Here is a 26,418-nt window from a genome sequence, read left to right as displayed (position 1 = left end):
GAGAGAAGGATTTTATGTGTTTTGACAGGGAAACTCTGACAAAGAAGAAACTTGTTGAGCTTGTTGAGATTGGAAAAAGTTTGGGTATTCCCACAACAATAAAAAGAAAAAACGACCTTATAGAGGAGATTTTAAAAAGAATGGAGACAAAGAAGGAGAATAAAACTCAGCCAGAATTACCTTTGAAGAGTCAAACTGAAACTGAAGAGAAAAAAGAGACCAAACCGCAGATTGTAAGCTTGATGAAAGGTGAAGGCGTTTTGGAGATTCTGCCTGATGGTTTTGGATTTTTAAGGTCTGTTAAGAACAACTATCTTGCAGGCCATAACGATATTTATGTCTCTCCAAGTCAGATAAAGAAGTTTGGACTTAAAACGGGAGACTATGTTTACGGACAGGTAAGGGCTCCAAAGGAGAATGAGAAGTATTATGCCCTTTTAAAGATTGAGCAAATAAATTACAAATCTCCGGAAGAAGCGATAAAGAGAAAGAATTTTGACGATTTAACGCCTTTGTATCCTATGGAGCGCATCAAACTTGAAACCACGCCAGATAATCTATCATCCCGTGTTATGGATTTAATAACACCTATTGGAAAGGGTCAGCGTGGATTGATTGTTGCTCCACCAAGAACAGGTAAGACGATGCTGCTTCAAAATATAGCAAATAGTATAACGAAAAATCATCCCGAAATAATTATTATCGTGCTTTTGATTGATGAGAGACCTGAAGAAGTTACGGACATGAAAAGGTCTGTTCAGGCTGAAGTAATAAGTTCGACATTTGACGAGTCTCCAGAGCATCATATACAGGTTGCGGAAATTGTGCTTGAAAGAGCAAAAAGGCTCGTTGAGCAGGGTTATGATGTGTTGATACTGCTTGACTCTATTACAAGACTTGCAAGGGCTTACAACTCTGTTATACCACCATCTGGCAAGGTTTTAAGCGGTGGACTTGACTCTAACGCACTTCAGAAACCAAAAAGGTTTTTTGGTGCCGCAAGGAATGTTGAAGATGGCGGAAGTTTAACAATTATCGCAACGGCTCTGATAGATACAGGTTCAAGAATGGATGATGTTATCTTTGAAGAGTTTAAAGGCACGGGTAATATGGAGCTTCACTTAGACAGGGGCCTATCAGACAGAAGAATCTTCCCTGCCATAGACATAACGCGTTCTGGAACAAGAAAGGAAGAGCTGCTCGTTCCAAGAGACCAGCTTAACAGAATCTGGATTTTGAGAAAGATTTTGCTTGAGATGAACGATATAGACGCCATGCTGTTTTTACTTGATAAGTTGTCTAAAACGAAGAGTAATAAAGAGTTTTTGGACTCGATGAATCGTGGATGAAGCTTCCCTTTGATGTAAAGTCTCCCTATTTTTTAGCACCTATGGCTGGCTATACGGATAAACCCTTTAGAAAATTGTGCAGAGAGTTTGGCTGCGGTTTGACATTTAGTGAGCTTATTTCCGTTAATGCTCTCTATTACGACAACAAAAAGACTTTCAAACTCATAGAGAGAGATGTTTCTGATGTTCCCTATTGCATTCAGCTGTTTGGGTCTGAACCTGAACTGTTTGTTTCTACTGCTAAAAAACTTGAAGGACTTTGCGATTGCATAGACATAAATGCTGGATGTCCTGCACCTAAGGTGTTGAAGATTAAAGCTGGCTCTTATCTGCTTAAGGAACCAGATAGGCTTTTTGAAATTGTAAAGGTTTTAAAAAAACAGATAAAAAAACCTGTTTCTGTAAAGATGAGAATGGGTTTTGACAAGCCCAATGATTTATCTTTGTATTTGAGACTTCAGGATTTGGGTGTTGACTTTATTACGATTCATGCAAGGTTAAAAACCCAGTTTTTTAAAGGTGAACCTGATTATGAGCATATAGCAATGGTTAGGGATGCCTTAGAGATTCCTGTTGTCGCAAATGGCGGAATAGACTCTTTTTTAAAACTTGAGAAGGTTAAAAGATTGACAGGGTGTGAGTTTTTTATGGTAGGCCAGGCGGCAATAGGAAAGCCTTACATTTTTGAAGATTTTTTAAACATGCAGGATTCTAAAAGAAGTCTTGAAGACATCAAGAAAATAATGAAAAGGCATCTGATTTACATGGAAGAGTTTTGGAAAGAGAAAGCCGTTGTGAAGTTTAGAAAATTTTTCCATGCTTATTTAAAGGGTTATCCAAATGTCAAAAAGTTCAACAATATGATAAATCATGCAGAGAGTTTGAATGAAGCATTCGATATCATCGATATGATTCAATAATCACATTGCGACAATCTTTGATAGATAATCTGTCTTTTGGTATGTTGCAGCCTTTTGTTTCCAAAAGGTTTAAGTTTTCTGCAAACAGTAAAATTTTCTGATTTGCATGTATCGTCGAGTTGTAAAGTTTTAGTTTTGAGTTTTCAGCCCAGATTTGTGGTCTGTTAAGATTTTCTAATATTGTTGATTGGTTAATTAATACAGTTGAACTTTCAAATATACACACTCCGCCTAAATTGTTTGAGATTTTACAATCTGTAATCTCTGCATTTGAGCCCTTTTGTATATAGATGCCGCAAATACCATTTTCTATGTTGCACTCCTTTGCTGCTAAAGTAGAATTATTAACCCATATTTGAATAGTCTCATTGTACTCATCGCCATTTCTTTTAATATTACACTTTGTCAAACTAACAGATGAGTATTCGTCTATTGCAATTCCATTTCTTGGGTTGCAACATATATTGGTGTTGGTTATCTCAATCTGCGACTGGTTTGTTATATAAATACCGTTTGAGTTAATTGAGTTTGCTACAGATGAATTTTTGATTCTGCCCTTCGAGTTGTTTATGTAAATTTGGGAAAATTCACTCTCTTCAGAGCCATTCTGGGTTAGCGTTGCAGTATCTATATCGAAAACACTTTGGGTAAGTATTATTCCGCAGCCTTCAAGTTCTTTAACTGTTATGTTTCTGATTTTTATCCAGCTGTTTTCTGCTTCTATGCCATGAGAATTTTTACTTTTCAAGATAAGGGTATTGTTTATTTGGACTTGGGAATTTAGAATTAATATGTTCGGATATAAAATTTCTTCTTTGTCTTTGGTAAAAGTACAATTTTCTATCCTACACTTTGAATTTTCTAAAATCATTGTGCCATGTATATCGCAATTAATTAATTCTACATCTTTATCTTCGATTGTTAGGTTTTCCTTTATTGAGTAGTTCCTTAGAGTCAACTTTTTTTCTACTTGCATGGTTATTATTATATTCAAATTTTGAATAAGGAGGTAGTTCTTAAATCTTTTTATCAAGAAAGAGTTAAATGTGGTTTCTTTATTTTAAACACCAAAAACGCTTGACAAGGCTTAAGATTTTCAGTATAAAGGCATTTGCTTTTGGAATTTGAGCGAAGGAGTGGTGTGATGAAAACTTTTATGGCAAAATTTGAGCCCGAGAAGAGAAAGTGGTATCTGATAGACGCAAAAGGTAAGACGCTGGGCAGGATAGCGACGCAGATAGCCAATATTTTAAGAGGCAAAAACAAGCCCACCTTTACGCCACATGTTGATACGGGCGATTTTGTTGTGGTTATAAACGCGAAACATGTTAAACTCACGGGTAAAAAGTGGGAGCAGAAGGTCTATTACAGACATAGTGGCTATATTGGTGGTCTGAAGGCTATTACTGCTGCAAAGATGAGAGAGAAGTTTCCAGAGAGATTGATTATTCATGCAGTTAAAGGTATGCTTCCCAAAAACAGACTTTCAAACAGATTAATAACAAAGCTTAAAGTTTATCCAGAAGCCGACCATCCACATGAAGCTCAAAAACCTATAAAGTTAGAAGTTTAGAGGTGTTAAATGGATAGATATTACGCAACAGGTAAGAGAAAGACGGCGGTTGCCAGGGTTTGGATTTGGGCTGGTGATGGCTCAATAACAGTTAATAAGAAAACGCTGGATGAGTATTTTGGTGGATTAGAAGAAGCAAAGCTGAAGATTTATTATCCGTTGAATCTCGTTGGTTTGAATGGCAAGATAAGTATCTATGCCACCGTTAAGGGTGGTGGTATAATGGCCCAGGCTGAAGCATTAAGACATGGTATCTCCAAGGCTTTGGTTGAGTATGACCCGAACTTAAGAGCAACATTAAAGCCGCTTGGACTGCTCTCCAGAGACGCAAGGGTCAAAGAGAGGAAGAAATACGGAAGGAAGAAAGCAAGAAAATCTTTCCAGTGGTCGAAGAGATAATAAGCTAAACACCCCCGCCCCACGCTTGTGGGGTTTTTTCTTTTTTGTAGGCAGATATGATAAGTGTTGGTATAGTAGGGATAACTGGGTTTACAGGTCTTGAGCTTATAAAGATACTTTTAAGCCATACTAATGTGTCGATTGACTATATTGCTTCAAGAAGTGAAACAGGAAAAAAGATATCCGATGTGTATCCAGAGTTTGTCGATGTCTTTGAAAAAGAGATTGAAGCGATAGATATAGATAAAATCTCTCAGCTTGATGTTGTTTTTTTGGCTCTTCCGCACACTGTCTCTTTGAATGTGGCAAAACAGCTAAAGGGAAATGTAAGAGTAATAGATTTAAGTGCTGATTTTAGGCTTAAAGATATTTCGGTTTATGAGAAGTGGTATAAGGTTAAGCATGAAGCTGAAGAGTTGCTTGAGAGCGCCGTTTATGGATTGCCTGAGTTGAATTATGAAAAGGTAAAGACGGCAAAAATAGTGGCAAATCCTGGATGTTATGCAACGAGTGTTATACTCGGCGTTGCACCTGTTGCAGAGTATGCGATAAGTGTTATAGCGGATGCAAAATCTGGCGTAAGTGGAGCCGGTAGAGGCTTAAAAGAGGGCCTACAGTTTTGCGAAGTAAACGAGAATTTCAAGGCTTATTCGATTGAAGGGCATAGACATATACCAGAGATGGAGCAGGAGCTTTCAAGGTTTAACGAGAACATAAGGGTTATGTTTATACCACATCTTTTGCCTATTCAAAGGGGAATTTTGTCAACTATCTATATAGATGTAAAAAAAGAGATGGACTTTAAAGCTCTTTATAAGGATTTTTATAAAGATGCGCCTTTTGTAAGGGTTGTTGATAAACCGCCAACACTCAATAGTGTTAAAGGGACGAATTTCTGTGATATCTATGTCAGGTTTGATGAAAGGGTTAAAAAGCTTGTGGTTATAAGTGTTATCGACAATCTTATAAAGGGTGCATCTGGTCAGGCTGTGCAGAATATGAACATTATGTTTAATCTTAATCAGAAGGAGGGGCTTATTCTAAAGCCGTACTATCCATGAAAGTAGAAGAAGTAAAAGGTTCAATCTGTCTTGTTGATGCGATAAGGGTTTCAGCCGTTGGTGTCGGCTTTACGCAGAAGGATGTTGATGTTGGTTTAATATACTCGGAAAAGCCGACGGTGTCTGCTGCTGTTTTTACCAAGAACTCAATAAAGGCTGCTCCAGTCATATACGACATAAATCTGATGAAAAAGATGCCCGATATAAGGGCTGTGCTTGTTAATAGTGGAAATGCCAATGCATGCAACTCTAACGGAACAGAAGCTGTTGAAAAAACTGTATCTGAGCTTGCCATAAAGTTAAAACTGGAAAAGAATCAAATTTTTGTTGCATCAACGGGTATAATTGGAGAAGACCTTGATTATAAAAGGATTATAGACTCATACGACAAGTTGATATTTGGTTTGAGTAAGGATAAGTGTGATAGTTTTGCTCGCTCTATAATGACGACAGATACATACACGAAGCAGTATGCGTTAAAGTGCAGTTTTTACGGTGTTCCGTTTGTTATTGGTGGCGTTGCCAAAGGTGCAGGCATGATACATCCCAACATGGGAACGATGCTTGCGTTTATTGCAACAGACATAAACATAACCCAGAAGATGCTCGATATGGCTTTAAGGGAAGCCGTTGATAAATCCTTTAACAGGATAAGCGTCGATGGTGATACCTCGACAAATGATACGGTGTTGATACTCTCGACATGTGAAGCAAACAATGAGATAATAGATACAGAGAATGAGCTTTACAGATTTTTTGCAGACCAGCTTATTCATCTATGCACGCATCTTGCCAAGATGATTGTCAAAGATGGTGAAGGTGCAACAAAGGTAGCAGAAGCTGTTGTTGTTGGTGCATTCTCAAGAAAAGATGCAGAGCTTGTGGCAAGAAGCGTTGCAAACTCACTGCTTGTTAAAACTGCTCTGTTTGGCTGCGACCCTAACTGGGGCAGAATTGTCGATGCCGTTGGTTATTCTAATGCCTATTTTTCTGTGGATAGACTTAAGGTTTATATAGGTGATGAGCTTGTATTTGCCTATGGCAAAAAAGTTGATTTTAACAAAGAAGCAGTTGAAAATTATATGAAAAATAAAGAGATCAAGATACTTATTGACTTGGGCGTTGGCACATGCACATACAACATGTGGTTTAGCGATTTAAGTTATGATTATGTGAAGATAAACGCTGAGTATCACACTTAGAAGTCGTCTCTGCTTACAGCTCTTTTATCTTCCGGTTCGTGGTGCAGCATTTTGATTACGCTATTTTCTTCGTCTTCAGGTATTGGGTAATATTTGCCTTCAGCTTCAGCTAAGACGGTGTTGTTCTTGTCTTTTAATGTTGCGGTAGCAAAACAGATGTTGTGCTTCTCTTTTATCATTACAGCTTCAACGAAGAGCTCTTCTTCTGAAGAAATAGGTTTCTTGTATTTTACGGTTAATTCTATCGTGAAATAGAGCCTTTTTGTTATCACTGTGCATGACCATCCCATCGCTTCATCGAGTAAAGCTGCAGCAACACCACCATGAACCCTGCCTTTGTATCCTTCGTGAATTTTTTTGAGCTTTGTCCTGACAAAGACTTTTTTATCGTCTGTTTTAAATGTGATGTTTAAACCGGCTGGGTTATCTTTGCCGCAGACGAAACAGTCTTTGTATCTTGGCAAGTTTCTCATGGCAATATGATAGAAAATTGTTAAAATATTTCAATAACTTTGAAAATAAAGGAGAAGCTTATGGAAGATAAATTTTCAATTATAGAGGCTTCTGCAGGCTCTGGAAAGACATATTCGCTCGCGGTAAGGTATTTAAACATTCTTTCGGGTATAAGGGATGAAAAGTTTATAAGTTCTATCGTGGCAATAACATTTACAAATAAAGCTGCAACTGAAATGAAGGAGCGTATTATTGCTTTTTTAAAAAGCTTGGGAGAGATAGATAAAACCGTTTCTGTTAACAGGAAGGATTTACATATATCTCGGAACAAAGTTGTGAGACTTTTAGTTAGTATTGTTAAGAATTATGATGATTTTAATATTATGACCATAGACTCTTTTATGAATAGAATAATGAGGGCTTTTGCTTTTGATTTACAAATAAATCCGAATTATGAGATAAGTTTTAGAAGTGATGAGATATTTGATATTGCTTTTGAAAATATGATTCTTGATAAGAAGCTTGAAAAGAAACTTCTTGATTTTCTTAAAGTGCGTCTTAGTTACGGTGATAACGGTATGGATGGGGTTGCGATAATATCAAAGGCTTTAAAAAAACTTGCTCTATTGGATTTGAAGACATGTGAAAATACCGTGAGTGATGACGAGATTTTAAATTGGCTAAAAAGCAAGGTAGGTAAAACCAGAAATATGTTTGATGATATAGAAAAAAGAAAAAAAGAAATTTTTGAAAAGTTGAAAGAATTGGCGGAAGAAATGAAGAATAAAGACTGCTTTAAGGGTAATAAGGTCAGGTCAGGTGGTTTTCTGTTTAATTTTGAAACGGCTTTTAAAAATATAGATAGATTCAAGCATATATGCAAAGAAGGAGTTTATGAGCTTTTGAAAAGTGACGCTTTGGAAAAAGGGTGTGAGACAAAGAAAATAAAAGAATTAGCATGTGAGTTGTTTGATGCTTATGTGATGGGAGAGATATACTCAAACTATAAGGTTTTAAACTCCACACTTGAGATTTTAAGAGAGTGGGAAGAGAATAGAAAGAAAGTTGAAGAGTATTTTAATGTTATAGATGGAAAAACCATTGTAGATAGGATTATGAGAGTTCTAAACAGTGATAAAGGTGTTAGCTATGCTTTTTTGAGATTGGGAGAGAAAGTGAATCATTACCTTATAGATGAGTTTCAGGATACATCTAAGGAGCAGTTTAAAGCTATGGAGCCATTGATAGAGAATGCCTTATCTGAAGGTGGAAGTCTGTTTGTTGTTGGAGATAGAAAGCAGGCAATATACGCATGGCGTGGTGGAGATTACAGAATTTTTGATAGTATAAAGAGATATAGCTTTCCTATAAGTCCTATCATTAGCAAACTCGATTACAACTATAGGTCATCTAAAAATATAGTAGAGTTTAACAACAGGGTTTTTAATCCTGAAAAGTTGCCAAGAAAAGAGATAGAAAAGGTATTTAAGGAGTGTAACAAATCGAAAATTATTTTAAGAGAGATTAAGAATGTTTATTCAAATGTCAGACAAAACGGAATTAAAAAAGAAGAAGGGTTTGTCAAAGTTATTCTAAAGGAAGAGCCCAGGGACGGATTTGATAGAGATGAGTTTTACAAAAGAGAGCTCATTGCTGTTCTTAAAGAGTTTTTTGATAAAGGGGTTGACCCGAATAAAGTTATGATTCTTCTAAGAAGAAAAGAGGATATTAAAAAGGTTGTTTTATGGATTTCAGAAGAGTTCGAAGGTGTAAATATACTGACAGAAGACTCTCTTATACTTACTCAGAATTTTGCAGTAAAAAAACTCCTGACTCTTATTTCTGTTTTGATTTATGACGGAGACGATGGGTATAAGAAGGCTTCTGAAGAGTGGTTTGGTTGCATTGATTTTGAAGAGATAGCAAATAAAACAAAAGGGTTTTCTTTGTATGAACTTGCTGTATTTTTGCTTTCCGAATTTGATTTTGATTATGAGAATAACAAACTTTATATAGATACCCTTCTTGAGGAAATTTTGAAGAGATTGAACGAAGGGAGAAGCTCTGAAGAGATTATAGAAGATATTTACGAGAATCCTGCAACCGTAGTTCTTCCTGAAAATGTTGGTGCGTTAAGGGTTATGACCATTCATAAGTCAAAAGGACTGCAAGCTCATACGGTTATAGTACCGTTTTACGATTGGAGAATATATGATTCTAAGAAGGAAATATTTGACTGTATTTATGTAAGAGAATTTAAAAACTTTATGTTTGCAGATGTATTCAAACTTAAAGGTGTGGTGAAGGATGCAAAAAGAATTTATTGTGAGAAGTTAAAGGTTGATTTTATAGAAGCTTTAAATCTCATGTATGTGGCGAATACAAGAGCTCAAAGCAACCTTGCTATAATCGGACTATACAGAATGAATAAAGAAAAGCAGATAAAAAAGATGCCCAAAAACATTACTGCTTCAAACATTTTAAGAGAAGTCTTAAAAGATGATATGAGAGAGTTTGAAGAGCATGAATCTTTTGAGATTGGAAAAATAGAGACATTTGGAGAGTCTTCTATTGAGCGTGAAAGTATTGAACTTTCAAGTAGAATTTTCTTCAATATAAGGGATAGACTCAGAATAGACCCGGTGTTGGATATTTATGAATCACAAAAGGACAAAAGAATCGGAGACCTTTTTCATACAGCTATTTCTTTTATAGATACTGTTGGTGAAGATGTAGATAAGTGTTTAGAGGGTGCCTATAGAAAAGCAGTCAATTTGCTTGGTTACGAAGAAAAAGATGTCTTAAGACTGCTTAAAAATACGGTTGAAGATTTGGCTTTGTATTTTAAAGGTTTTGATAGGTGTTTTAATGAGAAGGAGTTTGTAAACAAGAAGGGAGAGATAGTTCGCCCTGACAGGATAGTTGTTAAAGATAACAATATTTTTGTTATAGAGTACAAAACTGGAGCAGAAAAAGAAGAGCACGAATGGCAGCTTAGAAGATACATGAACCTGTTTAAAAATGCAAAAGGTATCCTGTATTACTGCAGAAACAGAAGGAGTAAGATTTTATGCCTTTAGAAGTTGTTAAGGTTGATTTTTGTAAGAATTTTATAGATTTTTCGGTTAATGAGATAAGGAGAATTTTAAAGAAGAAAAAAAAGGTTGTTTTCGTTTCTCCTAATAGAAGGCCGTTGAGATTTATAGAGATGCAGCTTGAACCAGAAGAGATTTTTGAAGTCAATCTTTATACGATTAACGACTTCGTAGATAAACTCTGTTCTGTTTATAGACCTGATTTAAGAAGAGACTCTAAACTAACAAGAGAGCTATTTTTTCTAAAACTTATAAGAGATAAGTTTGAGAACAAAGATTGCAAGGCTTTTGTTTGGGCTAAGAGATTATCTGAATTGTTCAATGACTTCGATAAGCAGCTTGTTGATAGTATAGAAAACATAAAGTATGTTGAGATTTCCGAAGATGCGATAAAAATAGTAGAAAGTCTCAAAGAACTGTTTGAAAAATATAAGCGAGAGTACAAAAATGTTATTTTTGAAGGCAAAGCTTCTGCAATTGCAGGGGAGATAGTGGAAAGTGAAGATTTTTTAATGGATTTTGAAGGGTATGTTTTTCTGTTTGCGGGATTTGGTTCTATGTCGAAATCAGAGATAAGGCTTGTAAATTCAATTGCCGATAGATTTGATTTATCTTTGGTTGTTCAAACAGATAATTTGGGAAGAGACAGAATAGGAGATATCAGTTTTGATAATTGTTGGGTTGTGGAAAAGTTTATAAAAGGGCTTAGGGTCAATAGCATTAAAGAGATAAAATGTGAGAAAGATGAAACTCACATAGAATTTTACGAATTTAATTCAAGGCATGCGGAAGCTTCATTTGTTGCCCAAATACTTAATAAGACTGGAGATGTGAAGAGTCCTTTTAAAATAGGTATAGTAACTCCAGAAAATGATGCTATTTTACCGTTTCTAAGCTTTGTTAAAAGAGATGTAAATCTTAATATAACGGCAACATATCCCTTTAAACTAACGCCTTTAGGCGGTTTTTTAAAATCTTTATTTGAGATGCTTATGGATGCCCAAAGGAGAAATTTTAAAAGTTTGAATCCTAAGCTTCTTTTAAGAGTCTTAAACTCAGGTTTTACTCGTTATTTTGGGAATTTGAACAGAGAGCGTATATTGAGTTATCTTTACGACAACCCTTCTGTTTCGGTAAATGTCAATAGATTTGAAAGCCTTAAGAAAATAGTAAAAATTTTTGAAGATATAAATGATTTTAAAGGTTTGAAAGAAGCGTTTTTGAGTTTGTTTGACAATTTAAATATGGGGATTCTAAGAGAAAATGTTCTTGACCTTTATTCATTGAATCTATTTTTTGAAGAAGTTATTGAAAATCTGCCTGTAGAAGAAAAAGAGATAAATGTTGATATTATTTTTGCATATTATTTTATCAAAGAATTCATTGAGGATTTAGAGATACCATTTGAAGGGCATCCGCTTAAGGGTATTCAGGTGCTTGGAGTGCTTGAAAGTAGGATGCTTGGTTTTGATGAGCTATTTGTGCTTGATGCGAACGAAAATGTTTTGCCAAAGAGTGGCAAGATAGACCCACTTTTGCCTGAAGAGCTGAAAAAGGCTTTCGGGTTGACAACTTTTTACGAGAAAGAAAAGTTAATTAGGTATAACTTCTTTAGACTCGTCTATTCTTCAAAAAAAGTACATATTCTTTATAAAACATCTACAGTATCGGATGAAAAAAGTCAACGCAGCAGGTATGTCGAGCAGTTGATGATTTTAAATGGATTAAAAGGTGAATCAGATAAGCCGAGAGTTTACATGCCTAAACTAACCAGCTCCAATTTCGATATAAAAATTGATAAAGATGCTTTAAAGAACTACATAAAAGACAAGTTAGAAGGGAAAGGCTTTTCTCCTTCTGAAATTAACGAATTTATAAGATGTCCCTATGCTTTCTATCTTCATAGAGTAAAAAAGATAGAGAACAGAACGTTTTTCGGTGAAAGGTTTGAGTCTGACAAAATTGGCACTATAATTCATAGAATGTTGCAAAAAGAGTTTGAAAAATACAGAGAAACAGGAGAGATTATAACGCTTGAAAAATACCAATCCATAAAGGATAACATGCTTAGCAATCTTAAAAGCATAACTACATTGTCTGATATAGTGAAAGGTAATGATGCAAAAGAACTTGTTGCTTATTTGAAGAACATGGAGCCGATAAGAAAAAAAGCACTTCTGGTCGTTTTAAGGTATAGGATTGAGAACTTCTTTAAAGAAACATCAAAGAAATTTAAAGATTTTAGAGTTAAGTATATAGAGAAGGAGTTTAAAAGCGAATCTCTGCATCTTTTTGGTGTTTTGGATAGAGTTGATGAGATTGGTGGGAAAATCAGGGTAGTTGATTACAAAACAGGATACCACTCTCAAGGATATAAAAATAAAAAAATAGAGAGCTTGGAGTTTGAGAAGATTGAAGATTGTTGTGATTTTGTTATGACCGTAAATGATATTTATTATTCAATTCAAATGCCTATTTATATGGTCATGGTCAAAGAACAATTTGCAAGCAGAAATGTTTATGGTGAAATTTACTATCTTGGAAGCAGCGATAGAGTTGTGGAAGAGTTCAAGGCTGAGCATATTGATATTCATAGAAAGGTTTTAGAGATTTTGATGAGAAGGGTAAAAGATTGTCAAAGCCCGTGTGCTTTTTCTTCGGAGTTTTGTTCTTTTTGTGATTTTAATAGATTTTGTCCGTACTCCAGATAAAAAATAAATATTTTTGCTTTTTCTTGATCTTTTTGGAATGGTGTTTGACTTTTGAGGTATTATATGATATTTTAACTTAAAATTGAACATTATGCGTTAAAGGCGGACGGAATTAAATTTTTGATCTTTTAGATTAAAGACAAAGGGGGAGTGTATGAGGCGGTATGTAGGGTTGCTGTCTATTGTTTTGGTTTTATTTTTAATTTTGAGATTTTCTGCCTTAGGCGGGACGCTTGCTTTTCCCAGCGTTGAACCTGTGGGTGATATGCCGGTTTATTATGGATGGGGGTATGATACTTCCAGACACACATTTACTGCTCCATGTGTGAGCTTTGATAGGAATGCCATTCTAAAAACAGGAAAACCGAAGAATAAGAGTAGTTTTAGACTTGTCCAATCAACATCTGAAATAGCCGAATCTTCAGACTTAAGTGTAGATGCTTCTCTTAAGATTTTAAGCGGAACGGTTTACAAAGCAAGTGATAAGCTGAGCGTTGTAAGTGGAAGTAAGGCAAGTGCTTTTAATGTTTCTCTTTATGCCCATGTTATGAAGTATTATGTTCCATCATACATAGATATTGGCACAGTTTCTATAAAGCCTGAAATGTTAGACCTTCTCAGACAGCCAGGAGGTATAGCTAAATTCAGACAGAAGTGTGGAAATGCTTTTGTTATAGGAATAAGAGAAGGTAGGGAGTTTTTAGGTCTTGCAACGGTTAAGAAACAAACTTTAAAAAGTTGGACTAAATTTGCAAACAAAGCCAATGTTTCAGCCAAAGGTGCTTGGGGGAATGTCGAAGTAGATACATCTTTAGCAAAGAGCTTGGAAGAGTCTTTTAGCTCATCTTCCATAGAGATAAATGTTTACTCTACGGGTTCTTCCATGCTTGAGCCAACCAATCTTGACCAGTTAACTGAATACTTTAGAAAGTTCCTTTCTCAGAATGGTGAAAAGGAAGTTGTAAACTACATTATTGCGCCTTATAGCATCTTAAATGATTATCCGCAGCAGGATGTTTTAAGTATAGATTCAAAGGAAGAGTATCTGAATACACTTATTGTCTCTTTGTGGGACCTTAAAGCAGGTATAGAAGATGCAAAGATGGTTTTGAGTAGAAAAACTCAAGAGCTGTTTGCTTTGGGAACAGTTCAATCAAAAAGAAGACAGCATATAAATACGATAGCAATGTATAAAAGGGCTTGGGAGAAGGAGTTTGATCAGCTCCTTAAAGCAACAAAGATGTGTAATGAAAATTTTACTGATAAGTGTAAAAAATTGGCAATATATTACGGAAGGTTTAGAAACTTTTATGATGAGTGGGATGCTGTGATGCCAGAGAAGTATTTAAGCGATTGCAAGACGCCCATTATTTTATCCGATGCTGCGTTTAAGAACTTAAAAATGAGTATAGAAGGAGTAAAACAGCAAAGGGTTCATGGAGATTCAGAAGGCGGTGGTGGTTCGAGCAAGACAAGGATTGTTGTTGTTATGAGAGTAGTTCCAGATGGTAGAAAACTAAAGGCAGAAGTTTCTCTTGCAAGAATAGAGTGGAAGAGAAAAAGGTCAAAGGGTTATCCTATAGAAGCCAAGATGAAGGGTGAATCTGCATGGGCATTGTATGCAAAGGAGACGATTTTTGACCTTGACAATCCTATGGCTTATGGGCTGCAGCCAGACACAAATCTTAAGTATTGCACATGGAATCCAAAAACTCACGGTATAAAGAATCCTGTTGTTAGAAATATTCCACCTGCCGCTTCCTATTTTGCAAGGTATGGATTTAAAGGCTTTAGAACATCAGCAAATGGGTATATTGATGGCATGACGGGTAGAGGCCCAAGAGGAGACCAAACATTTGCAGGTGGCAAAGGGATACTCGATTATATAGTTTGCGAAGCCGATAGAAAGGGTAGTGATGATAGATTAGTCTGCAAAAAGATAGCATTTAAAGAAGTAAGGCTTGACCTTGTATCTACGCAGGATTTAAAGGCTGATAGATGGGTTCCGCCCAAAAATCCTTCTGTTCCTGTGCAGCTTGCCAGTTTCTTCTCAAACGGTTATATCCAGCTTAAACTTAGAAGGATGAGGATAAGCGGAACTATGAGTCCATCAGCAAGAAGGCTTAATATGGAAAGGCAAAAGTTAATTAGGAGCTTTAAGAGTAAGAACTTAATTAGGCTCAACTTCTCTCCTTCAAGTTTAAAAAATTTAAAGTTGAAGAGTTTAAAACCCAACCAGTCAAATAACATCAGGTTAAACTTCCATTAATTTTTTACAGGGATGCTTTGGCATCCCTATTTATCTTTATTTTCCTTGAAAAAATCATAAACAATTATTATTGTGTTAAATATGGAAGCGTTACTTTTAAAGTGGGTCCCGAAATGGTTTTTTCTTCTTGTTCTTAGTATATTAATTGGTGGATTAATAGGGCTTGAGCAGGAATCTTACCATAGAAAAAGGGAAGAAAAGCATTTTGGCGGCATAAGGACATTTCCACTTATATCAATGCTTGGTTTCTCTACTACATATTTTCTTAACAATACAGCAATTACTGTTATTGTTTTTGCGTGTTTTTCTTTAATGATAGTTGGAGAATATCTTTATGAGGCTTTTTATTTTAATAAGAAGGGTATAACGACGGAAGTAGCAGGACTGTTTACTTATGTATTGGGTATCATACTTGCGAAAGGGTTTGTAATAGAATCTGCAGCTTTGAGTATAATAATAACTTTGATTCTTTCTTTAAGGGATTACATACATGGATTTATAGAGAAATATATATACGAGAAGGATATGGCAGCCATATTAAAGTTTCTTGTCGTTTCAGCCATTATGTATCCGCTACTTCCCAATGAATCATATACTTTTTTAAAGCTAAACCCACGATCTATTTGGCTCATGGTGGTTTTGATATCTTCGATATCATTTGCTGCGTATTTTGCTACCAAGTTATTAGGAACTAAAAAGGGAATAATGATAACGGCTTTGCTTGGTGGGCTGCTTAGTTCAACAGCCACTACTCTTGCTTTCGCAAAACGCTCAAAAGAAGTTCCGGAATTATCAAAGGAGCTTGCATTGGGGATCATACTTGCAAGTTCAATAATGTTTGTAAGGCAATGGTTAATAATGTTTATAATTTACCCTTCTATCTCTTTAAAATTTTTACTTTTTGGAGTTGCTGTATTTGTTGTTGGTTTGATATTCTTTTTGAGTAAGCATTCAAAAGTGACTCAATCTGTTGATGTAGTATTTTCTAATCCTTATGATTTGAGCCATGCTCTATTTTTTGGAATTTTCTATACCTTGATATTGATTTTATCAAGACTTGCAAATATGTATCTTGGCTCTAAAGGAGTTTACCTGTTGGGTTTTGTTTCTGGGCTTGCAGATGTTGACCCTTTGACCATCTCTATGACACAGTTGTCAAAAGATGGCGTTATAGCTGTAAATGTTGCTCTTGTAAGTATAATTATATCGAGTATTACCAACACATTTGTAAAAGGTGTTTATGCAAATATGTTTGGCAGCAAAGATTTGAGTAGATGCGTATGGAAAGCCTTTGCTTTTATGGGTGTTGTGAGTATTCTTTTTATTTTAGGAAAAAATTTACTTTTGTAGGAGGTTGTTTTGGAAACGAAAAGGTTGAACGATAAAGATGTCGAAAAGTGTTTAGATGTTGATACTAAATGTGTTTTGAATCATATTTGCTATAAATATTCCGCAATGGTCATGGCAGGCTTAATCGAGGCATTGGATTATTTTGGTGGTAGTCAAGGTTCTAAGGTTTTAAGGAGATTGCTTGCAAAAAAGATTCCTATGGAGATGATGAAGGCTATGGATATAGACCCTACCATGTTGAGTAAGTTCTCAGAAGAAGAGATTTTAAAGATACTGCCAGAAATAATATACTCAAAGGGTGGGCCCAAACTTACTATAGAGAAGATTGATGATGGTAGTTATAGGTTTACTCTTAATGAGTGTCACTTTCTTCCATATTCTAAATCTAAAGGTTTCTGCAATGTTACGGCCGGATTGATGTTGGGCTTTGCCCAGATGCTAAGCGGTAAAGCGATGGATATAGAAGAAGTTCAAACCATAGCCAAAGGTGGAGAGATTTGTGAATTTATAGCCAAACCAAAATTTGGGGGTAAAAAATGATTATAGGCGTTCCAAAAGAGATAAAGCCAAATGAAAATAGGGTCGGCTTAACACCTGCTGGTGTTATGGAATTTGTTCATCATGGCCATACGGTGCTTATACAAAAGGGTGCTGGTTTGGGTAGTGGTATAGGAGATGATGAGTTTGTTAGAGCTGGTGCGAAGATTATTGATGCGGCAGAAGAGATATTTAAAGAAGCCCAGATGATTATAAAGGTAAAAGAGCCGCAGACCGTCGAGATAGACATGATGCATGAAGGTCAGATTATTTATACATACCTTCATCTTGCGCCAGATAGAAAACAGACAGAAGGCTTAATGAGAAAGAAGGTTGTGGCTATAGCGTATGAGACGATAGAAGTTGACGGGAAACTGCCACTGCTTGAGCCTATGAGTGAAGTTGCAGGTAAAATGGCTTCAATTATGGCTGCATACTATTTGGCAAAACCCTACGGTGGTATAGGTGTTTTAGCAGGTGGTGTAACAGGTGTTCATTCGGCTAAGTTTGTCATCTTAGGCGGCGGCACAGCAGGGTTGAATGCGGCAAAGGTGGCAAGCGGTATGGGAGCAAGCGTGTTTGTGCTTGATATAAATGCAGAAAGATTGAGATATTTGGAAGATGTTTTGCCTAAGAATTGTCAGATGATAATGTCTAATAAATTTACTATTGCAGAAGAGATTAAAGATGCAGATGCCGTTATAGGAACAGTGCTTATACCGGGTGCGAAAACGCCGAGATTGATAACAAGGGATATGTTAAAAACCATGAAAAAGGGAGCCGTGATAGTTGATGTTTCTATAGACCAGGGTGGTTGCGTTGAGACGAGCAAACCTACAACACACGCAGACCCTGTTTATGAAGTTGATGGTGTTTTGCATTACTGCGTTGCAAATATGCCGGGTGCTTATGCAAGGACTTCAACCTTTGCCCTAACGAACGCCACACTGCCTTATGGTTTGATTATTGCGAACTTGGGTTATAAGGAAGCTGCAAAGAGATACGAGCCAATAGCAAAGGGTATAAATGTTTTGAATGGCAAGATAACCTGCAAACCTGTTGCAGAAGCTCATGGGTTGGAATATACGCCACTTGAAGAATTGATTTAATGGAATCTATTGTCATACTTGGCCCAACAGCAATAGGTAAAACGGAGCTTGCTATATCTCTTGCCAAAAAGATTAATGCAGAGATTATCTCGGCAGACTCTATGCAGATTTACAAGTTTATGGATATAGGCACTGCTAAGCCTTCAAAAGAAGAGCAAAAAAAGGTAAGGCATCATCTAATTGACTTTAAAATGCCCAGCGAGAAATTTAGTGCTGGTGAGTTTGCAAAAGAAACGAGAAGAATTATAGAGAGTTTAAAGAAACAGAACAAAAATGCAATAGTTGTTGGTGGGACAGGATTTTATGTTGATGCGCTTATCAATGGAATAGATAATATAGGCGTGGTTGATGAGAAGATAAAGCTGTTTTTTGATGACTTTTGCGAAGAGATGGGTAGTTATGAGTTGTTTAAGTGGCTTGAGATTGTTGATGAGAGTTGGGCTAAAAGGATTCATCAAAACGATTCTCAGCGTATAAAAAGGGCTTTGAGTGTCTATGTAAGCTTAAAAAAGCCGTTAAGCTCTTTCTTTGTTAAATCCAAAAGCGTCAATGAATTTTCTGTTTTTGTTTTGACATCGAGCAAGGAATTTTTAAGGAAAAGGATAGAGAAGAGAGCTATTCTGATGGTTGAAAGTGGGCTAATAGAAGAGACAAAAAGATTGTTGGAAATGGGCTTTTCTGACTGTGATGCCTTAAAGTCTATAGGTTATAAAGAGACGGTGGAGTTTTTGGAAGGCAGAATAAAGTCAAAAGAAAAGCTTATAAATGCTATCGTTAAGAGCACACTTGAGTATGCAAAAAGACAACTCACCTTCTTCAGAAGCAAATTCAAAGACGCAAGGTGGATAGATGTTGAAAGCGAAAACGCAGAGCAGGTTATTCTAAATGCCGTTTTGAGCCATCTCTCTTAGCCTTCTGATTCTCTCTTCAATCGGTGGATGTGTTGAGAAGAGATTTATAAAGCCTCTTGCTGAGAATGGGTTTACTATAAATAGATTCTCCGTTGCAGGGTTGCCGTGAAATGGAATTGCCTTTGAGTATTGGTCGAGTTTCTCTAATGCGCTTGCAAGATACAACGGATTGCCGCTGTAAATTGCTCCTGCTTTATCTGCTTCGTATTCTCTTGCTCTTGATATTGCAAGCTGAATGAGTGTTGCTGCAATTGGCGCTACTATTGCCATAGCTATTAGAATAATTGGATGGTCTTCATTGTCTCTACTTAGCCCGCCAAAGATGGCTGCCCACTTTATCATGTCTGATAGAACCATTATTGCACCTGCGACTGTGGCAGCAACAGACGATATCAGAATGTCTCTGTGTTTTACATGTCCAAGCTCATGTCCCAAAACGCCCATTATCTCTTCTTTTGTTAAAAGCCTTAGTGCACCTTCGGTTATTGCTATGGCTGCGTGTTTTGGACTTCTTCCTGTAGCAAAGGCGTTTGGTGCTTCTTGTGGTATTATGTAGATGCGTGGCATTGGAAGGTTAGCCCTTTCGCATAATTTTCTCACAATTGCATAAAGCTCTGGCGCTTCTTCTTCGCTTACGGGTTTTGCTCTGTACATAGCAAGTGCAATTTTGTCGGAGAAGAAGTAGCTAAAGAAGTTCATTAATCCTGCAAAAATAAGAGCTATTATCATACCTGTTCTTCCGCCAAGCAAATCCCCAATTATGATAAACAACCCAGTTAGGAATGTAAGGAATAAAACCGTCTTAACGGTATTCATTCTTTCCTCCTTTGTCCTTTGTCAATAGAAAGGATAGTCTATGATTATTAAAAGTCAAGGTGAACCTTTTTTGCAAGCAATTTTGCATTTTCTAAATCTTCCTGGGTGTTTATGTTAAAAAGGTTTTCTGGGTTGCTCCAGTTTATGGTACATGGATTTTTGAAAAATAAAAGTTCTTTTATTTTTTTGTTCTTGCATCCTTTTTCTTTAAAGAAAACTATACTTTCGTGCGATATAGCAAATGGCAAAGGATAAATTTTATCATTCGAAGAGAAAAAACAGCTAAAATAGCCAGAATTTATACATGCTATGAGTTTTTCTATCATTTTTCTTGTGATAAAAGGCATATCTGCTGCTAAGAATACAAAATTTTTTAAGGGAAATCTTTTTAATACTTCATAGACTCCACATAAAGGTCCGTTGAATGCTTCTTTGTCTTCTATTGATTCTGTATCTTTTATTTTTAATTTTTCACCTGTTCTTGTTGATATTATTATGTTTGATTTAAAACTTTTTAGTGTGCTAATTGTGTGCTCTATTAGGGTTTTGTTTCCTAAATAAGAGAATCTTTTATCTGCTTCAAACCTTTTACTTTTGCCTCCAGCAAGAATGCAAAAAATAATGTCTTTCATATTAAAAATTATAAAAATATGTTTGTTGACTTGCAAATATTCGTTATAGGGTTATTAATTAATTAAATTGATTTAAGTATTGAGTTGAGGATAAAGAAAAGAAGTATGAAATTTGAATGCTTTTTGAATCATAAAATATATTATTTGAGAAATTTTAAAAATATCCTTGACATCAACGTTGGTATTGTTAAGATAAATAATGTAGTTTTTAATAATTAAAACGGAGGTGAAGGTTCAATGGATGCCGTTTTACTGTCCCGTATTCAATTTGCAATGACAGCTCTGTTTCACTTCATTTTTGTTCCATTGACACTTGGTTTGGTCATTCTTGTTGCAATCATGGAAACTCTATATGTTGTAAAGAACGATGAGATTTACCTAAGAATGACCAAGTTCTTTGGTAAGCTGTTTTTAATTAACTTTGCCTTAGGTTTGGTAACAGGTTTAACGCTTGAGTTTCAGTTTGGAATGAACTGGGCTCGATATTCTAAGTTTGTCGGAGATATTTTCGGCCCACCTTTGGCAATTGAAGCAACGGTAGCATTTTTCCTTGAATCAACATTTTTGGGTGTCTGGATATTCGGATGGAAGAAACTTTCAAAGAAGATGCATGTTATATCTATTTGGCTTGTTGCCTTTGGCACAAACATATCTGCTTTGTGGATACTTATAGCGAATGCATGGATGCAGCATCCTGTTGGATATGTGATAAAGAATGGGAAGGCTGAGATTGTAAACTTTTTAACCGTTGCAACGCAGCCTTTTGCAATTTTGGAATTTGTGCATACGATAACGGCTGCTTATGTTTTAGGTGCATTTTTTGTAATGGGTGTGTCTGCTTATCATCTTCTTAAAAAGAACGAGACTGAGCTGTTCAAAAAGGCGTTTAGTATAGCTGCTAAGTTTGCCGTTTTTGCTTCTTTGGCTGTTTTTATAACGGGGGATTTGCATGCTGCTGAAGTTGCAAAGACTCAACCAACAAAACTGGCTGCCATGGAGTCTGTTTGGGAAACCCAGAAAGCAGCTCCAATGTATCTGTTTGTCGTTCCTGACCCAAAGCATGAAAAGAACAGTGTTGAATTACTTGGAATACCTAAAATGCTCAGCATTCTTGCCTATCACGACCCAAATGCAACTGTTAAAGGCTTGAAAGACTTTCCAAAAAACGACAGACCGCCTGTAATGGCAACATTTGTTTCTTTCAGAACAATGGTTGCCTTAGGAACACTGTTTATCGTTCTTGCCTTTTTGGCTTATTTCTATGCAAAGAAAAACTCTTTGCTTGATAAAAAGTGGTTTTTGAAGTTGATGCTTTTTGCTATACCTTTGCCGTATTTAGCTATAGAGCTTGGATGGGTTGTTGCAGAAGTTGGAAGACAGCCGTGGATTGTTTATGGTTTGATGAGAACGGCAGATGCGACATCGACGGCTGTTACGGTTCAGCAGATAGTTATGTCTTTGATTGGTTTTGTTGCACTCTATGGGACATTGGGTATAATTGATATATATCTTTTAATCAAGTATGCAAAACAGGGTCCAGAACCAAAAACAGCCGAAAGTGGAGGTTATTAAAATGCTAAACACTATCTGGTTTGCTATATGGGGACTTCTTTGGGCTGTATATTTTATGCTTGATGGTTTTGATTTTGGTGCCGGTATCTTGCATCCATTTGTGGCTAAAAACGATACAGAGAGAAGAATGGTTATAAACACACTTGGCCCTGTTTGGGATGGAAACGAAGTGTGGCTTGTTACGGCTGGCGGTGTGACTTTTGCTGCTTTTCCAACGACTTATGCTTATATGTTTAGCTATCTTTACACACCGCTGTTTTTTATCCTGTTCTCTTTGATTTTAAGGGGTGTATCTTTTGAATTTAGAGGCAAGATTCACTCCCAAAGCTGGGCTAAGTTTTGGGATTTTATAATTTTTGTGTTCTCTTTTGTTCCTGCTTTGCTGTTTGGTGTAGCTTTTGGTAATATTTTTGAAGGTTTGCCTATGGATGCTGCTGGTTATCACGGAACCTTGTTTAGCCTTCTTAATCCTTACGGACTTCTAACAGGTGTGCTCTTTGTATTGCTTTTTATTGAACATGGAGCTTTGTGGCTGTCTATCAAGGCTTCTGGTAATGTAGCAGAAAGGTCAAAAGCTATAGCATCGAAAATCTGGATTCTTCTTCTTATTGTTGCTGTTTTATTTCTTGTTTACACGAAGTTTGCAACTTCACTTTATGATAACTATTTTTCTAATCCCGTTTGGTTTATTGTTCCTGCCTTAGCTGTTGCGTCTCTTCTTTCTATAAGATTTTTCATAAAAACCAGCAGCTATGTTAAAGCCTTTTTTGCTTCTTGTTTAACGATACTTTCTATTGTATTTACAGGTATAGTTGGTCTTTATCCAAACCTTATACCGTCAAGTATAGATAAGGCATATAGCTTAACGGCTTTCAATTCTGCTTCTGGTCCTTATACATTAAAATTAATGCTTATAGTAGCCGTTATATTTGTGCCAATCGTTATTGCCTATCAGATTTGGACATACAAAGTTTTCAGTAAACCTATAACAGAAGAAGATATACACGACAAAGAAGTGGAATCTTATTAATTAGGTTGAAGCCCCCGGCGGGGGCTTTTTGTCTTAAAAATGCTGTTTTCAAGTTTGCCTTAAAAATACCCGCAGAAGCAAATATATTCTTAATATGGAGTTTTTGTATTTTGTTGTTGGGTTTTTGTCTTCTTTTATAGTATTTGATACCTTAATGTCTATTCTTGACAGCATTTTAAGACAAGCGAAAAAGAACGCAGAGTGCACAGAATTATTAATCTTATTCTTGCCTTTATTTCGACTTATATCTCCTTTCCATATATAATCAGATGATTTTATTAGGTATATGTGCGCAAAAACCTGATATACTTCTGCAAATTATTCTGCTTTCAAACATTGAAAACTTACTCTTCTCAACTTATAATAAATATGAGCCTATGGGAAAATCTCCCGGCGGTAATGCTAAAGCGTGTCCCGGTGTGCAAAAAGTGTAAATCCACAGGGTGTGGGAGTCTGCGGCATAGGCTCTATGGAGAGTCAGGGTAACTCTCCGTCTATTTTAGTTGTTCTGAAAATACGGTGAATTGGTGCGCTTTCTGAAGTTGCAAGAGAATGGTGTTTTATTCAAAGTTGTTTTTGTTGTAATAAAATAAGCGTTAGAAAATTTTGTGTTCTAAATGTTTTCGGTGTTTCAGCATGAAGGCTGTTTTGCTATTTATTTTTGCATTTTTTGTATCATATACTGCATACAGTTTTTGGATGTTCATAGCCAATGCCATCATAAAAGCTGATGAATGGGAGTTAAAATTGCAAAAAATAATAGGTATTATCTTGTCTCTTCTTTCTGCTTACTTTTCTCTTCCTTATTTGCTTAAGTGATTTTAGCAATAGTGCTCATTTACCCACTCAACACCCTGCCAAATGGTGCCTGTGAATCTCTCTTTAACCTCAAAAGGCTCTTTGTCTTCGTCTTTTATCACATAGCATTCAAAATCAACAATCTCATTGAAAGCGTCAATTTTTTTCAGCTCATCAACTTCTTTAAATGGGAATGCGTCAAACAAAAATATTATTTTGCCATTTTCGCAGCTTGTCATTCCAAAAACCACATCGTATTTGTCAGAAAACCCACAACTTTTGCCCGGAATTTCTTTACCCCTATACCTTTTGTCAAATATCTCCCAATCTCTGTCATAGCGAATCCAGATAATAAACTCTCTTCTTGCTTTCTCTTTACTCATCTATACATTTCCCCATTTACTCATTCACCCATTTTCTCATTTAGCTTTTTTATCTTATTATGACTTAAGACCGACTAAGACTTGCTTGGTTTCAATTCTGGATGCAGTTTGTAATACTCTTCTTTCAAATGATCAGGCAGAAGCTCAGCCGGATATGTGCCTTCTTGAATCTTGTCTAAATGCCACCACCATTTCTTGATAGAATCATTTTCAACATAATCTCTATTCAATTCTGCTGGGTATTTTCTTAAGCCTCTAACTACTTTTTTATCTAAATTCTCTAATATCTTTCTCTGTTCATCGGTCATTTTATGCTCTACTTTGCTCAAATCTTCTCTAAACTCTAAATCGGCACAGCTTTGGTAATAATGATAAACTCCAGGCCATTGCTCCGGGTTTTCAGATACAAATTCATATAAATCTAATAAATCCTCAATACTGCTTTTCTCTTTTTCTTCAGCCATCTTCCAACATCTAATTTAGTAAAGTTTCATATTTTAGTTTATATAGTTTTAAGCGTCTTTCAAGTTATTATAATGTTTCAATGCCTTGTAGGTAGAGTAAAAACCTGGAAGAGAGACATCCCTTTAATAGGGATTACATAGTTTCAATGCCTCGTAGGTAGAGTAAAAACAGGACATGTTTTGTATGTGTTTATACGAGAAAAGCTGGTTTCAATGCCTCGTAGGTAGAGTAAAAACCAAGTTGACAATATACCAGAAATAAAAACTAAAGTTGGTTTCAATGCCTCGTAGGTAGAGTAAAAACATAGAAAAAATATCAAGAATTCATACAAAAAAGTTGTTTCAATGCCTCGTAGGTAGAGTAAAAACACCAGAAATTAACTGCTTTTTCCAGTTTTTAAAGACCGTTTTCTGAATCTAAAATTTATAACTTTTGAGCATAAATTGCAACACCATTCTGTCGTTTGAATGGACTTTTTGCACTATCACCCATCGACAGAATTACTTTAGGCTTTTAATCAGATAAAACTCAAATCGTCTTTTTTATCTATACCAAAAACGACTCTTTCTGTATATCTCTTTGTTCTAAATTTGTAAATAATCACCGAGTCGCCTTCTTGCGGTTTTATTATTTCGCTTATTTCATAAGTCAATTTTTCAAGATTGGCGATGCTAATCTCTCCTTCAAAAACCGAATTTTGCACCCATTGAAGATATTTTCTGCAGGTTTTTAACATCTTGGCACAGCGTTTTTCACCCACATCGTAATACAAAATCACAAACATTTCACCAATCCATCACAAACGGCTCATACTCTTCTTCGCCGATAAAGTGTTTTTCTAATTTATACAACTCAAGCCTTATCAATCTTCTATAACTAACCTGCCTGTTTAATTTTGAGTGTTTAATCGTCTGTTTTAGTCTTTCTTCCATAGCCTGAAGAAACTTTTTCCTGCCGGTCTCTTTCAAATATACGCCTTCGAGTTTATCTTCAAAATCATTCGGTTTTATAATTCCCTTATTCAAAAGCGAAAGAATCGTCCTATCGCCTATTACTGGTTTGAAAATCTCGGCAATGTCTAAATTCAGAGTAAATTTTCTAAAGTTTGTTGTATGCAGATAGCCAATGCGCGGGTCAAGGTGGGTTTTGTAAATTTCGCTTAAACAATAATTGTAAATCAACGAATTGGAAAAACTAATCAAGGCATTTATCCTATTTTTTGGCGGCTTTTTGCTTCTTTCCTCAAATTTAAACTCGTCGCTGTTTATGATTATGTCGAAACCTTGATAGTATGTTTGCTTAATTTGGCCTTCTATTGCCATTGCCTTGTCAACCGAGTTGTAATTTCTAAGTTCAAGGACGAGTCTTTCAATCTCGTTTATCTGATTGTTTAGGTCTTTGCCGCGCCTGTTGTAGTACTTCAGAATCTTTAAGCTATTTTTGGCAGCACCTTCGATGAATCGTTTAGCAATAAAGACCCTTTCTGTCTCATTCAAATAATGCTCAGCCTGTTTTAAAATCATGTAGCCCGAGTTGTAATGCTCTCGTGGATAAAAGGAACCTGTATGATAGCCGTAATAGTTGAAATAGTGCACGACTATCTCTTTTTGAGATAAAAAATTCAGCGCCTTTGTGTTTATGTCAACTTCGCCAAATAGGAAAATCTCTTTTATATTCTCAACAGGTATAAACTTTTTCTGTCCGTCTTCGGTCTCAAATATAAGCGAATTATCCTTTCTTCTTAACCTGCCGTTTGAGAAGATGTAAATTGTTTCTTTCATTT

The 26,418-nt window shown here is 36.0% G+C and carries 25 protein-coding genes and 1 CRISPR repeat array; of the genes, 17 read left to right on the top strand and 8 right to left on the bottom strand.

Annotated elements, in window-relative coordinates; genetic code table 11:
• The first annotated feature begins 14 nt into the window (after positions 1 to 14).
• Both rho and G415_RS0107175 read left to right on the top strand, forming a co-directional pair.
• Entirely contained in the window at positions 15 to 1,349 is a 1,335-nt protein-coding gene (gene rho, locus G415_RS0107180) for a transcription termination factor Rho (RefSeq protein ID WP_022670992.1), read from the top strand.
• On the top strand, positions 1,346 to 2,269 hold the full coding sequence (locus G415_RS0107175) for a tRNA dihydrouridine synthase (RefSeq protein ID WP_022670991.1): 924 nt from the start codon (positions 1,346 to 1,348) through the stop codon (positions 2,267 to 2,269). The genes rho and G415_RS0107175 overlap by 4 nt, the downstream gene beginning before the upstream one ends.
• Here G415_RS0107175 and G415_RS0107170 read toward each other — a convergent pair.
• Positions 2,250 to 3,245, bottom strand: a complete 996-nt coding sequence (locus G415_RS0107170) for a right-handed parallel beta-helix repeat-containing protein (RefSeq protein WP_155825470.1) — start codon at positions 3,243 to 3,245, stop codon at positions 2,250 to 2,252. The two genes, G415_RS0107175 and G415_RS0107170, sit on opposite strands and share 20 nt — an antisense overlap.
• 168 nt (positions 3,246 to 3,413) lie before the next feature.
• On the opposite strand from G415_RS0107170, the gene rplM reads away from it, so the two are divergent.
• Genes rplM through argJ form a run of 4 tightly spaced genes read left to right on the top strand, consistent with a single transcriptional unit; the run spans position 3,414 to position 6,504 of the window.
• Positions 3,414 to 3,842, top strand: a complete 429-nt coding sequence (gene rplM, locus G415_RS0107160) for a 50S ribosomal protein L13 (RefSeq protein WP_022670989.1) — start codon at positions 3,414 to 3,416, stop codon at positions 3,840 to 3,842.
• 9 nt (positions 3,843 to 3,851) lie between these two features.
• Positions 3,852 to 4,241, top strand: a complete 390-nt coding sequence (gene rpsI, locus G415_RS0107155; RefSeq protein WP_022670988.1) for a 30S ribosomal protein S9 — start codon at positions 3,852 to 3,854, stop codon at positions 4,239 to 4,241.
• A gap of 56 nt (positions 4,242 to 4,297) precedes the next feature.
• Positions 4,298 to 5,302, top strand: a complete 1,005-nt coding sequence (gene argC / locus G415_RS0107150) for an N-acetyl-gamma-glutamyl-phosphate reductase (RefSeq protein ID WP_022670987.1) — start codon at positions 4,298 to 4,300, stop codon at positions 5,300 to 5,302.
• Positions 5,299 to 6,504 (top strand): bifunctional glutamate N-acetyltransferase/amino-acid acetyltransferase ArgJ, encoded by a 1,206-nt coding sequence (argJ, locus tag G415_RS0107145; RefSeq protein ID WP_022670986.1) that lies wholly within the window; start codon positions 5,299 to 5,301, stop codon positions 6,502 to 6,504. Before argC ends, argJ begins: the two co-directional genes overlap by 4 nt.
• On the opposite strand, the gene G415_RS10155 is transcribed toward argJ, so the two are convergent.
• Positions 6,501 to 6,977, bottom strand: coding sequence for a PaaI family thioesterase (locus G415_RS10155; RefSeq protein WP_022670984.1), 477 nt, complete (start codon positions 6,975 to 6,977; stop codon positions 6,501 to 6,503). The two genes, argJ and G415_RS10155, sit on opposite strands and share 4 nt — an antisense overlap.
• A gap of 60 nt (positions 6,978 to 7,037) precedes the next feature.
• Here G415_RS10155 and G415_RS0107135 point away from each other — a divergent pair, with 60 nt between their 5' ends.
• The 7 genes from G415_RS0107135 (at position 7,038) to miaA (ending at position 18,939) form a co-directional block, all read left to right on the top strand.
• Positions 7,038 to 10,037, top strand: coding sequence for a UvrD-helicase domain-containing protein (locus tag G415_RS0107135; RefSeq protein ID WP_022670983.1), 3,000 nt, complete (start codon positions 7,038 to 7,040; stop codon positions 10,035 to 10,037).
• Complete coding sequence (locus G415_RS0107130; RefSeq protein ID WP_022670982.1) at positions 10,028 to 12,763, top strand: PD-(D/E)XK nuclease family protein; 2,736 nt, start codon at positions 10,028 to 10,030, stop codon at positions 12,761 to 12,763. The genes G415_RS0107135 and G415_RS0107130 overlap by 10 nt, the downstream gene beginning before the upstream one ends.
• A 154-nt stretch (positions 12,764 to 12,917) precedes the next feature.
• Positions 12,918 to 15,032 carry a hypothetical protein gene (locus tag G415_RS0107125; RefSeq protein ID WP_022670981.1) on the top strand — a complete coding sequence of 705 codons (2,115 nt, stop codon included), beginning with the start codon at positions 12,918 to 12,920 and terminating at the stop codon, positions 15,030 to 15,032.
• A gap of 81 nt (positions 15,033 to 15,113) precedes the next feature.
• On the top strand, positions 15,114 to 16,382 hold the full coding sequence (locus G415_RS0107120; protein ID WP_022670980.1) for an MgtC/SapB family protein: 1,269 nt from the start codon (positions 15,114 to 15,116) through the stop codon (positions 16,380 to 16,382).
• 9 nt (positions 16,383 to 16,391) lie between these two features.
• Entirely contained in the window at positions 16,392 to 16,922 is a 531-nt protein-coding gene (locus G415_RS0107115; protein WP_022670978.1) for a 4-vinyl reductase, read from the top strand.
• A complete protein-coding gene (ald, locus tag G415_RS0107110; protein WP_022670977.1) occupies positions 16,919 to 18,028 on the top strand; it encodes an alanine dehydrogenase in 1,110 nt (369 codons plus the stop codon). Before G415_RS0107115 ends, ald begins: the two co-directional genes overlap by 4 nt.
• Positions 18,028 to 18,939: a tRNA (adenosine(37)-N6)-dimethylallyltransferase MiaA gene (gene miaA / locus G415_RS0107105; RefSeq protein WP_022670976.1), complete on the top strand. Its 912-nt coding sequence runs from the start codon at positions 18,028 to 18,030 to the stop codon at positions 18,937 to 18,939. Before ald ends, miaA begins: the two co-directional genes overlap by 1 nt.
• Here the strand turns inward: miaA and htpX are convergent.
• Entirely contained in the window at positions 18,910 to 19,755 is an 846-nt protein-coding gene (htpX, locus tag G415_RS0107100) for a zinc metalloprotease HtpX (RefSeq protein ID WP_022670975.1), read from the bottom strand. The genes miaA and htpX overlap by 30 nt on opposite strands.
• Before the next feature lie 47 nt (positions 19,756 to 19,802).
• On the bottom strand, positions 19,803 to 20,387 hold the full coding sequence (mobA, locus tag G415_RS10810) for a molybdenum cofactor guanylyltransferase (RefSeq protein ID WP_022670974.1): 585 nt from the start codon (positions 20,385 to 20,387) through the stop codon (positions 19,803 to 19,805).
• A 237-nt stretch (positions 20,388 to 20,624) separates the two neighbouring features.
• Here mobA and G415_RS0107090 point away from each other — a divergent pair, with 237 nt between their 5' ends.
• From G415_RS0107090 to G415_RS0107080, 4 genes are all read left to right on the top strand, one after another.
• A complete protein-coding gene (locus tag G415_RS0107090; protein ID WP_022670972.1) occupies positions 20,625 to 21,959 on the top strand; it encodes a cytochrome ubiquinol oxidase subunit I in 1,335 nt (444 codons plus the stop codon).
• Between the two features lies 1 nt (position 21,960).
• The gene (gene cydB / locus G415_RS0107085) at positions 21,961 to 22,989 is read left to right on the top strand and encodes a cytochrome d ubiquinol oxidase subunit II (RefSeq protein WP_022670971.1); all 1,029 of its coding nucleotides are present in this window, start codon (positions 21,961 to 21,963) and stop codon (positions 22,987 to 22,989) included.
• A gap of 269 nt (positions 22,990 to 23,258) precedes the next feature.
• The gene (locus G415_RS11055) at positions 23,259 to 23,423 is read left to right on the top strand and encodes a hypothetical protein (RefSeq protein WP_155825468.1); all 165 of its coding nucleotides are present in this window, start codon (positions 23,259 to 23,261) and stop codon (positions 23,421 to 23,423) included.
• Between the two features lie 202 nt (positions 23,424 to 23,625).
• Positions 23,626 to 23,808, top strand: coding sequence for a hypothetical protein (locus tag G415_RS0107080; RefSeq protein WP_022670970.1), 183 nt, complete (start codon positions 23,626 to 23,628; stop codon positions 23,806 to 23,808).
• A 2-nt stretch (positions 23,809 to 23,810) separates the two neighbouring features.
• On the opposite strand, the gene G415_RS0107075 is transcribed toward G415_RS0107080, so the two are convergent.
• The 4 genes from G415_RS0107075 to cas1b all read right to left on the bottom strand — a co-directional run bounded on the left by G415_RS0107075 (position 23,811) and on the right by cas1b (position 26,416).
• Positions 23,811 to 24,170: a hypothetical protein gene (locus G415_RS0107075; protein WP_022670968.1), complete on the bottom strand. Its 360-nt coding sequence runs from the start codon at positions 24,168 to 24,170 to the stop codon at positions 23,811 to 23,813.
• 74 nt (positions 24,171 to 24,244) lie between these two features.
• On the bottom strand, positions 24,245 to 24,634 hold the full coding sequence (locus tag G415_RS0107070) for a hypothetical protein (protein WP_022670967.1): 390 nt from the start codon (positions 24,632 to 24,634) through the stop codon (positions 24,245 to 24,247).
• A gap of 74 nt (positions 24,635 to 24,708) precedes the next feature.
• A CRISPR array of direct repeats spans positions 24,709 to 25,003; the repeat unit is 30 nt; unit sequence GTTTCAATGCCTCGTAGGTAGAGTAAAAAC.
• A gap of 149 nt (positions 25,004 to 25,152) precedes the next feature.
• Positions 25,153 to 25,419, bottom strand: coding sequence for a CRISPR-associated endonuclease Cas2 (gene cas2 / locus G415_RS0107065; protein ID WP_022670966.1), 267 nt, complete (start codon positions 25,417 to 25,419; stop codon positions 25,153 to 25,155).
• Between the two features lies 1 nt (position 25,420).
• The gene (gene cas1b / locus G415_RS0107060; RefSeq protein WP_022670964.1) at positions 25,421 to 26,416 is read right to left on the bottom strand and encodes a type I-B CRISPR-associated endonuclease Cas1b; all 996 of its coding nucleotides are present in this window, start codon (positions 26,414 to 26,416) and stop codon (positions 25,421 to 25,423) included.
• Between the last annotated feature and the right edge of the window lie 2 nt (positions 26,417 to 26,418).

Origin of the sequence: Hippea alviniae EP5-r (assembly GCF_000420385.1) — a bacterium.
Classification (GTDB): Bacteria; Campylobacterota_A; Desulfurellia; order Desulfurellales; family Hippeaceae; genus Hippea; species Hippea alviniae.
This window is presented reverse-complemented; position numbering and strand designations above follow the sequence as displayed.

Coding starts and splice junctions, on each gene's coding strand:
- rho (WP_022670992.1), top strand. CDS start 15: ATGTGTTTTGACAGGGAAACTCTGACAAAGAAGAAACTTGTTGAGCTT.
- G415_RS0107175 (WP_022670991.1), top strand. CDS start 1,346: ATGAAGCTTCCCTTTGATGTAAAGTCTCCCTATTTTTTAGCACCTATG.
- G415_RS0107170 (WP_155825470.1), bottom strand. CDS start 3,245: ATGCAAGTAGAAAAAAAGTTGACTCTAAGGAACTACTCAATAAAGGAA.
- rplM (WP_022670989.1), top strand. CDS start 3,414: ATGAAAACTTTTATGGCAAAATTTGAGCCCGAGAAGAGAAAGTGGTAT.
- rpsI (WP_022670988.1), top strand. CDS start 3,852: ATGGATAGATATTACGCAACAGGTAAGAGAAAGACGGCGGTTGCCAGG.
- argC (WP_022670987.1), top strand. CDS start 4,298: ATGATAAGTGTTGGTATAGTAGGGATAACTGGGTTTACAGGTCTTGAG.
- argJ (WP_022670986.1), top strand. CDS start 5,299: ATGAAAGTAGAAGAAGTAAAAGGTTCAATCTGTCTTGTTGATGCGATA.
- G415_RS10155 (WP_022670984.1), bottom strand. CDS start 6,977: ATGAGAAACTTGCCAAGATACAAAGACTGTTTCGTCTGCGGCAAAGAT.
- G415_RS0107135 (WP_022670983.1), top strand. CDS start 7,038: ATGGAAGATAAATTTTCAATTATAGAGGCTTCTGCAGGCTCTGGAAAG.
- G415_RS0107130 (WP_022670982.1), top strand. CDS start 10,028: ATGCCTTTAGAAGTTGTTAAGGTTGATTTTTGTAAGAATTTTATAGAT.
- G415_RS0107125 (WP_022670981.1), top strand. CDS start 12,918: ATGAGGCGGTATGTAGGGTTGCTGTCTATTGTTTTGGTTTTATTTTTA.
- G415_RS0107120 (WP_022670980.1), top strand. CDS start 15,114: ATGGAAGCGTTACTTTTAAAGTGGGTCCCGAAATGGTTTTTTCTTCTT.
- ald (WP_022670977.1), top strand. CDS start 16,919: ATGATTATAGGCGTTCCAAAAGAGATAAAGCCAAATGAAAATAGGGTC.
- miaA (WP_022670976.1), top strand. CDS start 18,028: ATGGAATCTATTGTCATACTTGGCCCAACAGCAATAGGTAAAACGGAG.
- htpX (WP_022670975.1), bottom strand. CDS start 19,755: ATGAATACCGTTAAGACGGTTTTATTCCTTACATTCCTAACTGGGTTG.
- mobA (WP_022670974.1), bottom strand. CDS start 20,387: ATGAAAGACATTATTTTTTGCATTCTTGCTGGAGGCAAAAGTAAAAGG.
- G415_RS0107090 (WP_022670972.1), top strand. CDS start 20,625: ATGGATGCCGTTTTACTGTCCCGTATTCAATTTGCAATGACAGCTCTG.
- cydB (WP_022670971.1), top strand. CDS start 21,961: ATGCTAAACACTATCTGGTTTGCTATATGGGGACTTCTTTGGGCTGTA.
- G415_RS11055 (WP_155825468.1), top strand. CDS start 23,259: ATGATTTTATTAGGTATATGTGCGCAAAAACCTGATATACTTCTGCAA.
- G415_RS0107080 (WP_022670970.1), top strand. CDS start 23,626: ATGAAGGCTGTTTTGCTATTTATTTTTGCATTTTTTGTATCATATACT.
- G415_RS0107075 (WP_022670968.1), bottom strand. CDS start 24,170: ATGAGTAAAGAGAAAGCAAGAAGAGAGTTTATTATCTGGATTCGCTAT.
- G415_RS0107070 (WP_022670967.1), bottom strand. CDS start 24,634: ATGGCTGAAGAAAAAGAGAAAAGCAGTATTGAGGATTTATTAGATTTA.
- cas2 (WP_022670966.1), bottom strand. CDS start 25,419: ATGTTTGTGATTTTGTATTACGATGTGGGTGAAAAACGCTGTGCCAAG.
- cas1b (WP_022670964.1), bottom strand. CDS start 26,416: ATGAAAGAAACAATTTACATCTTCTCAAACGGCAGGTTAAGAAGAAAG.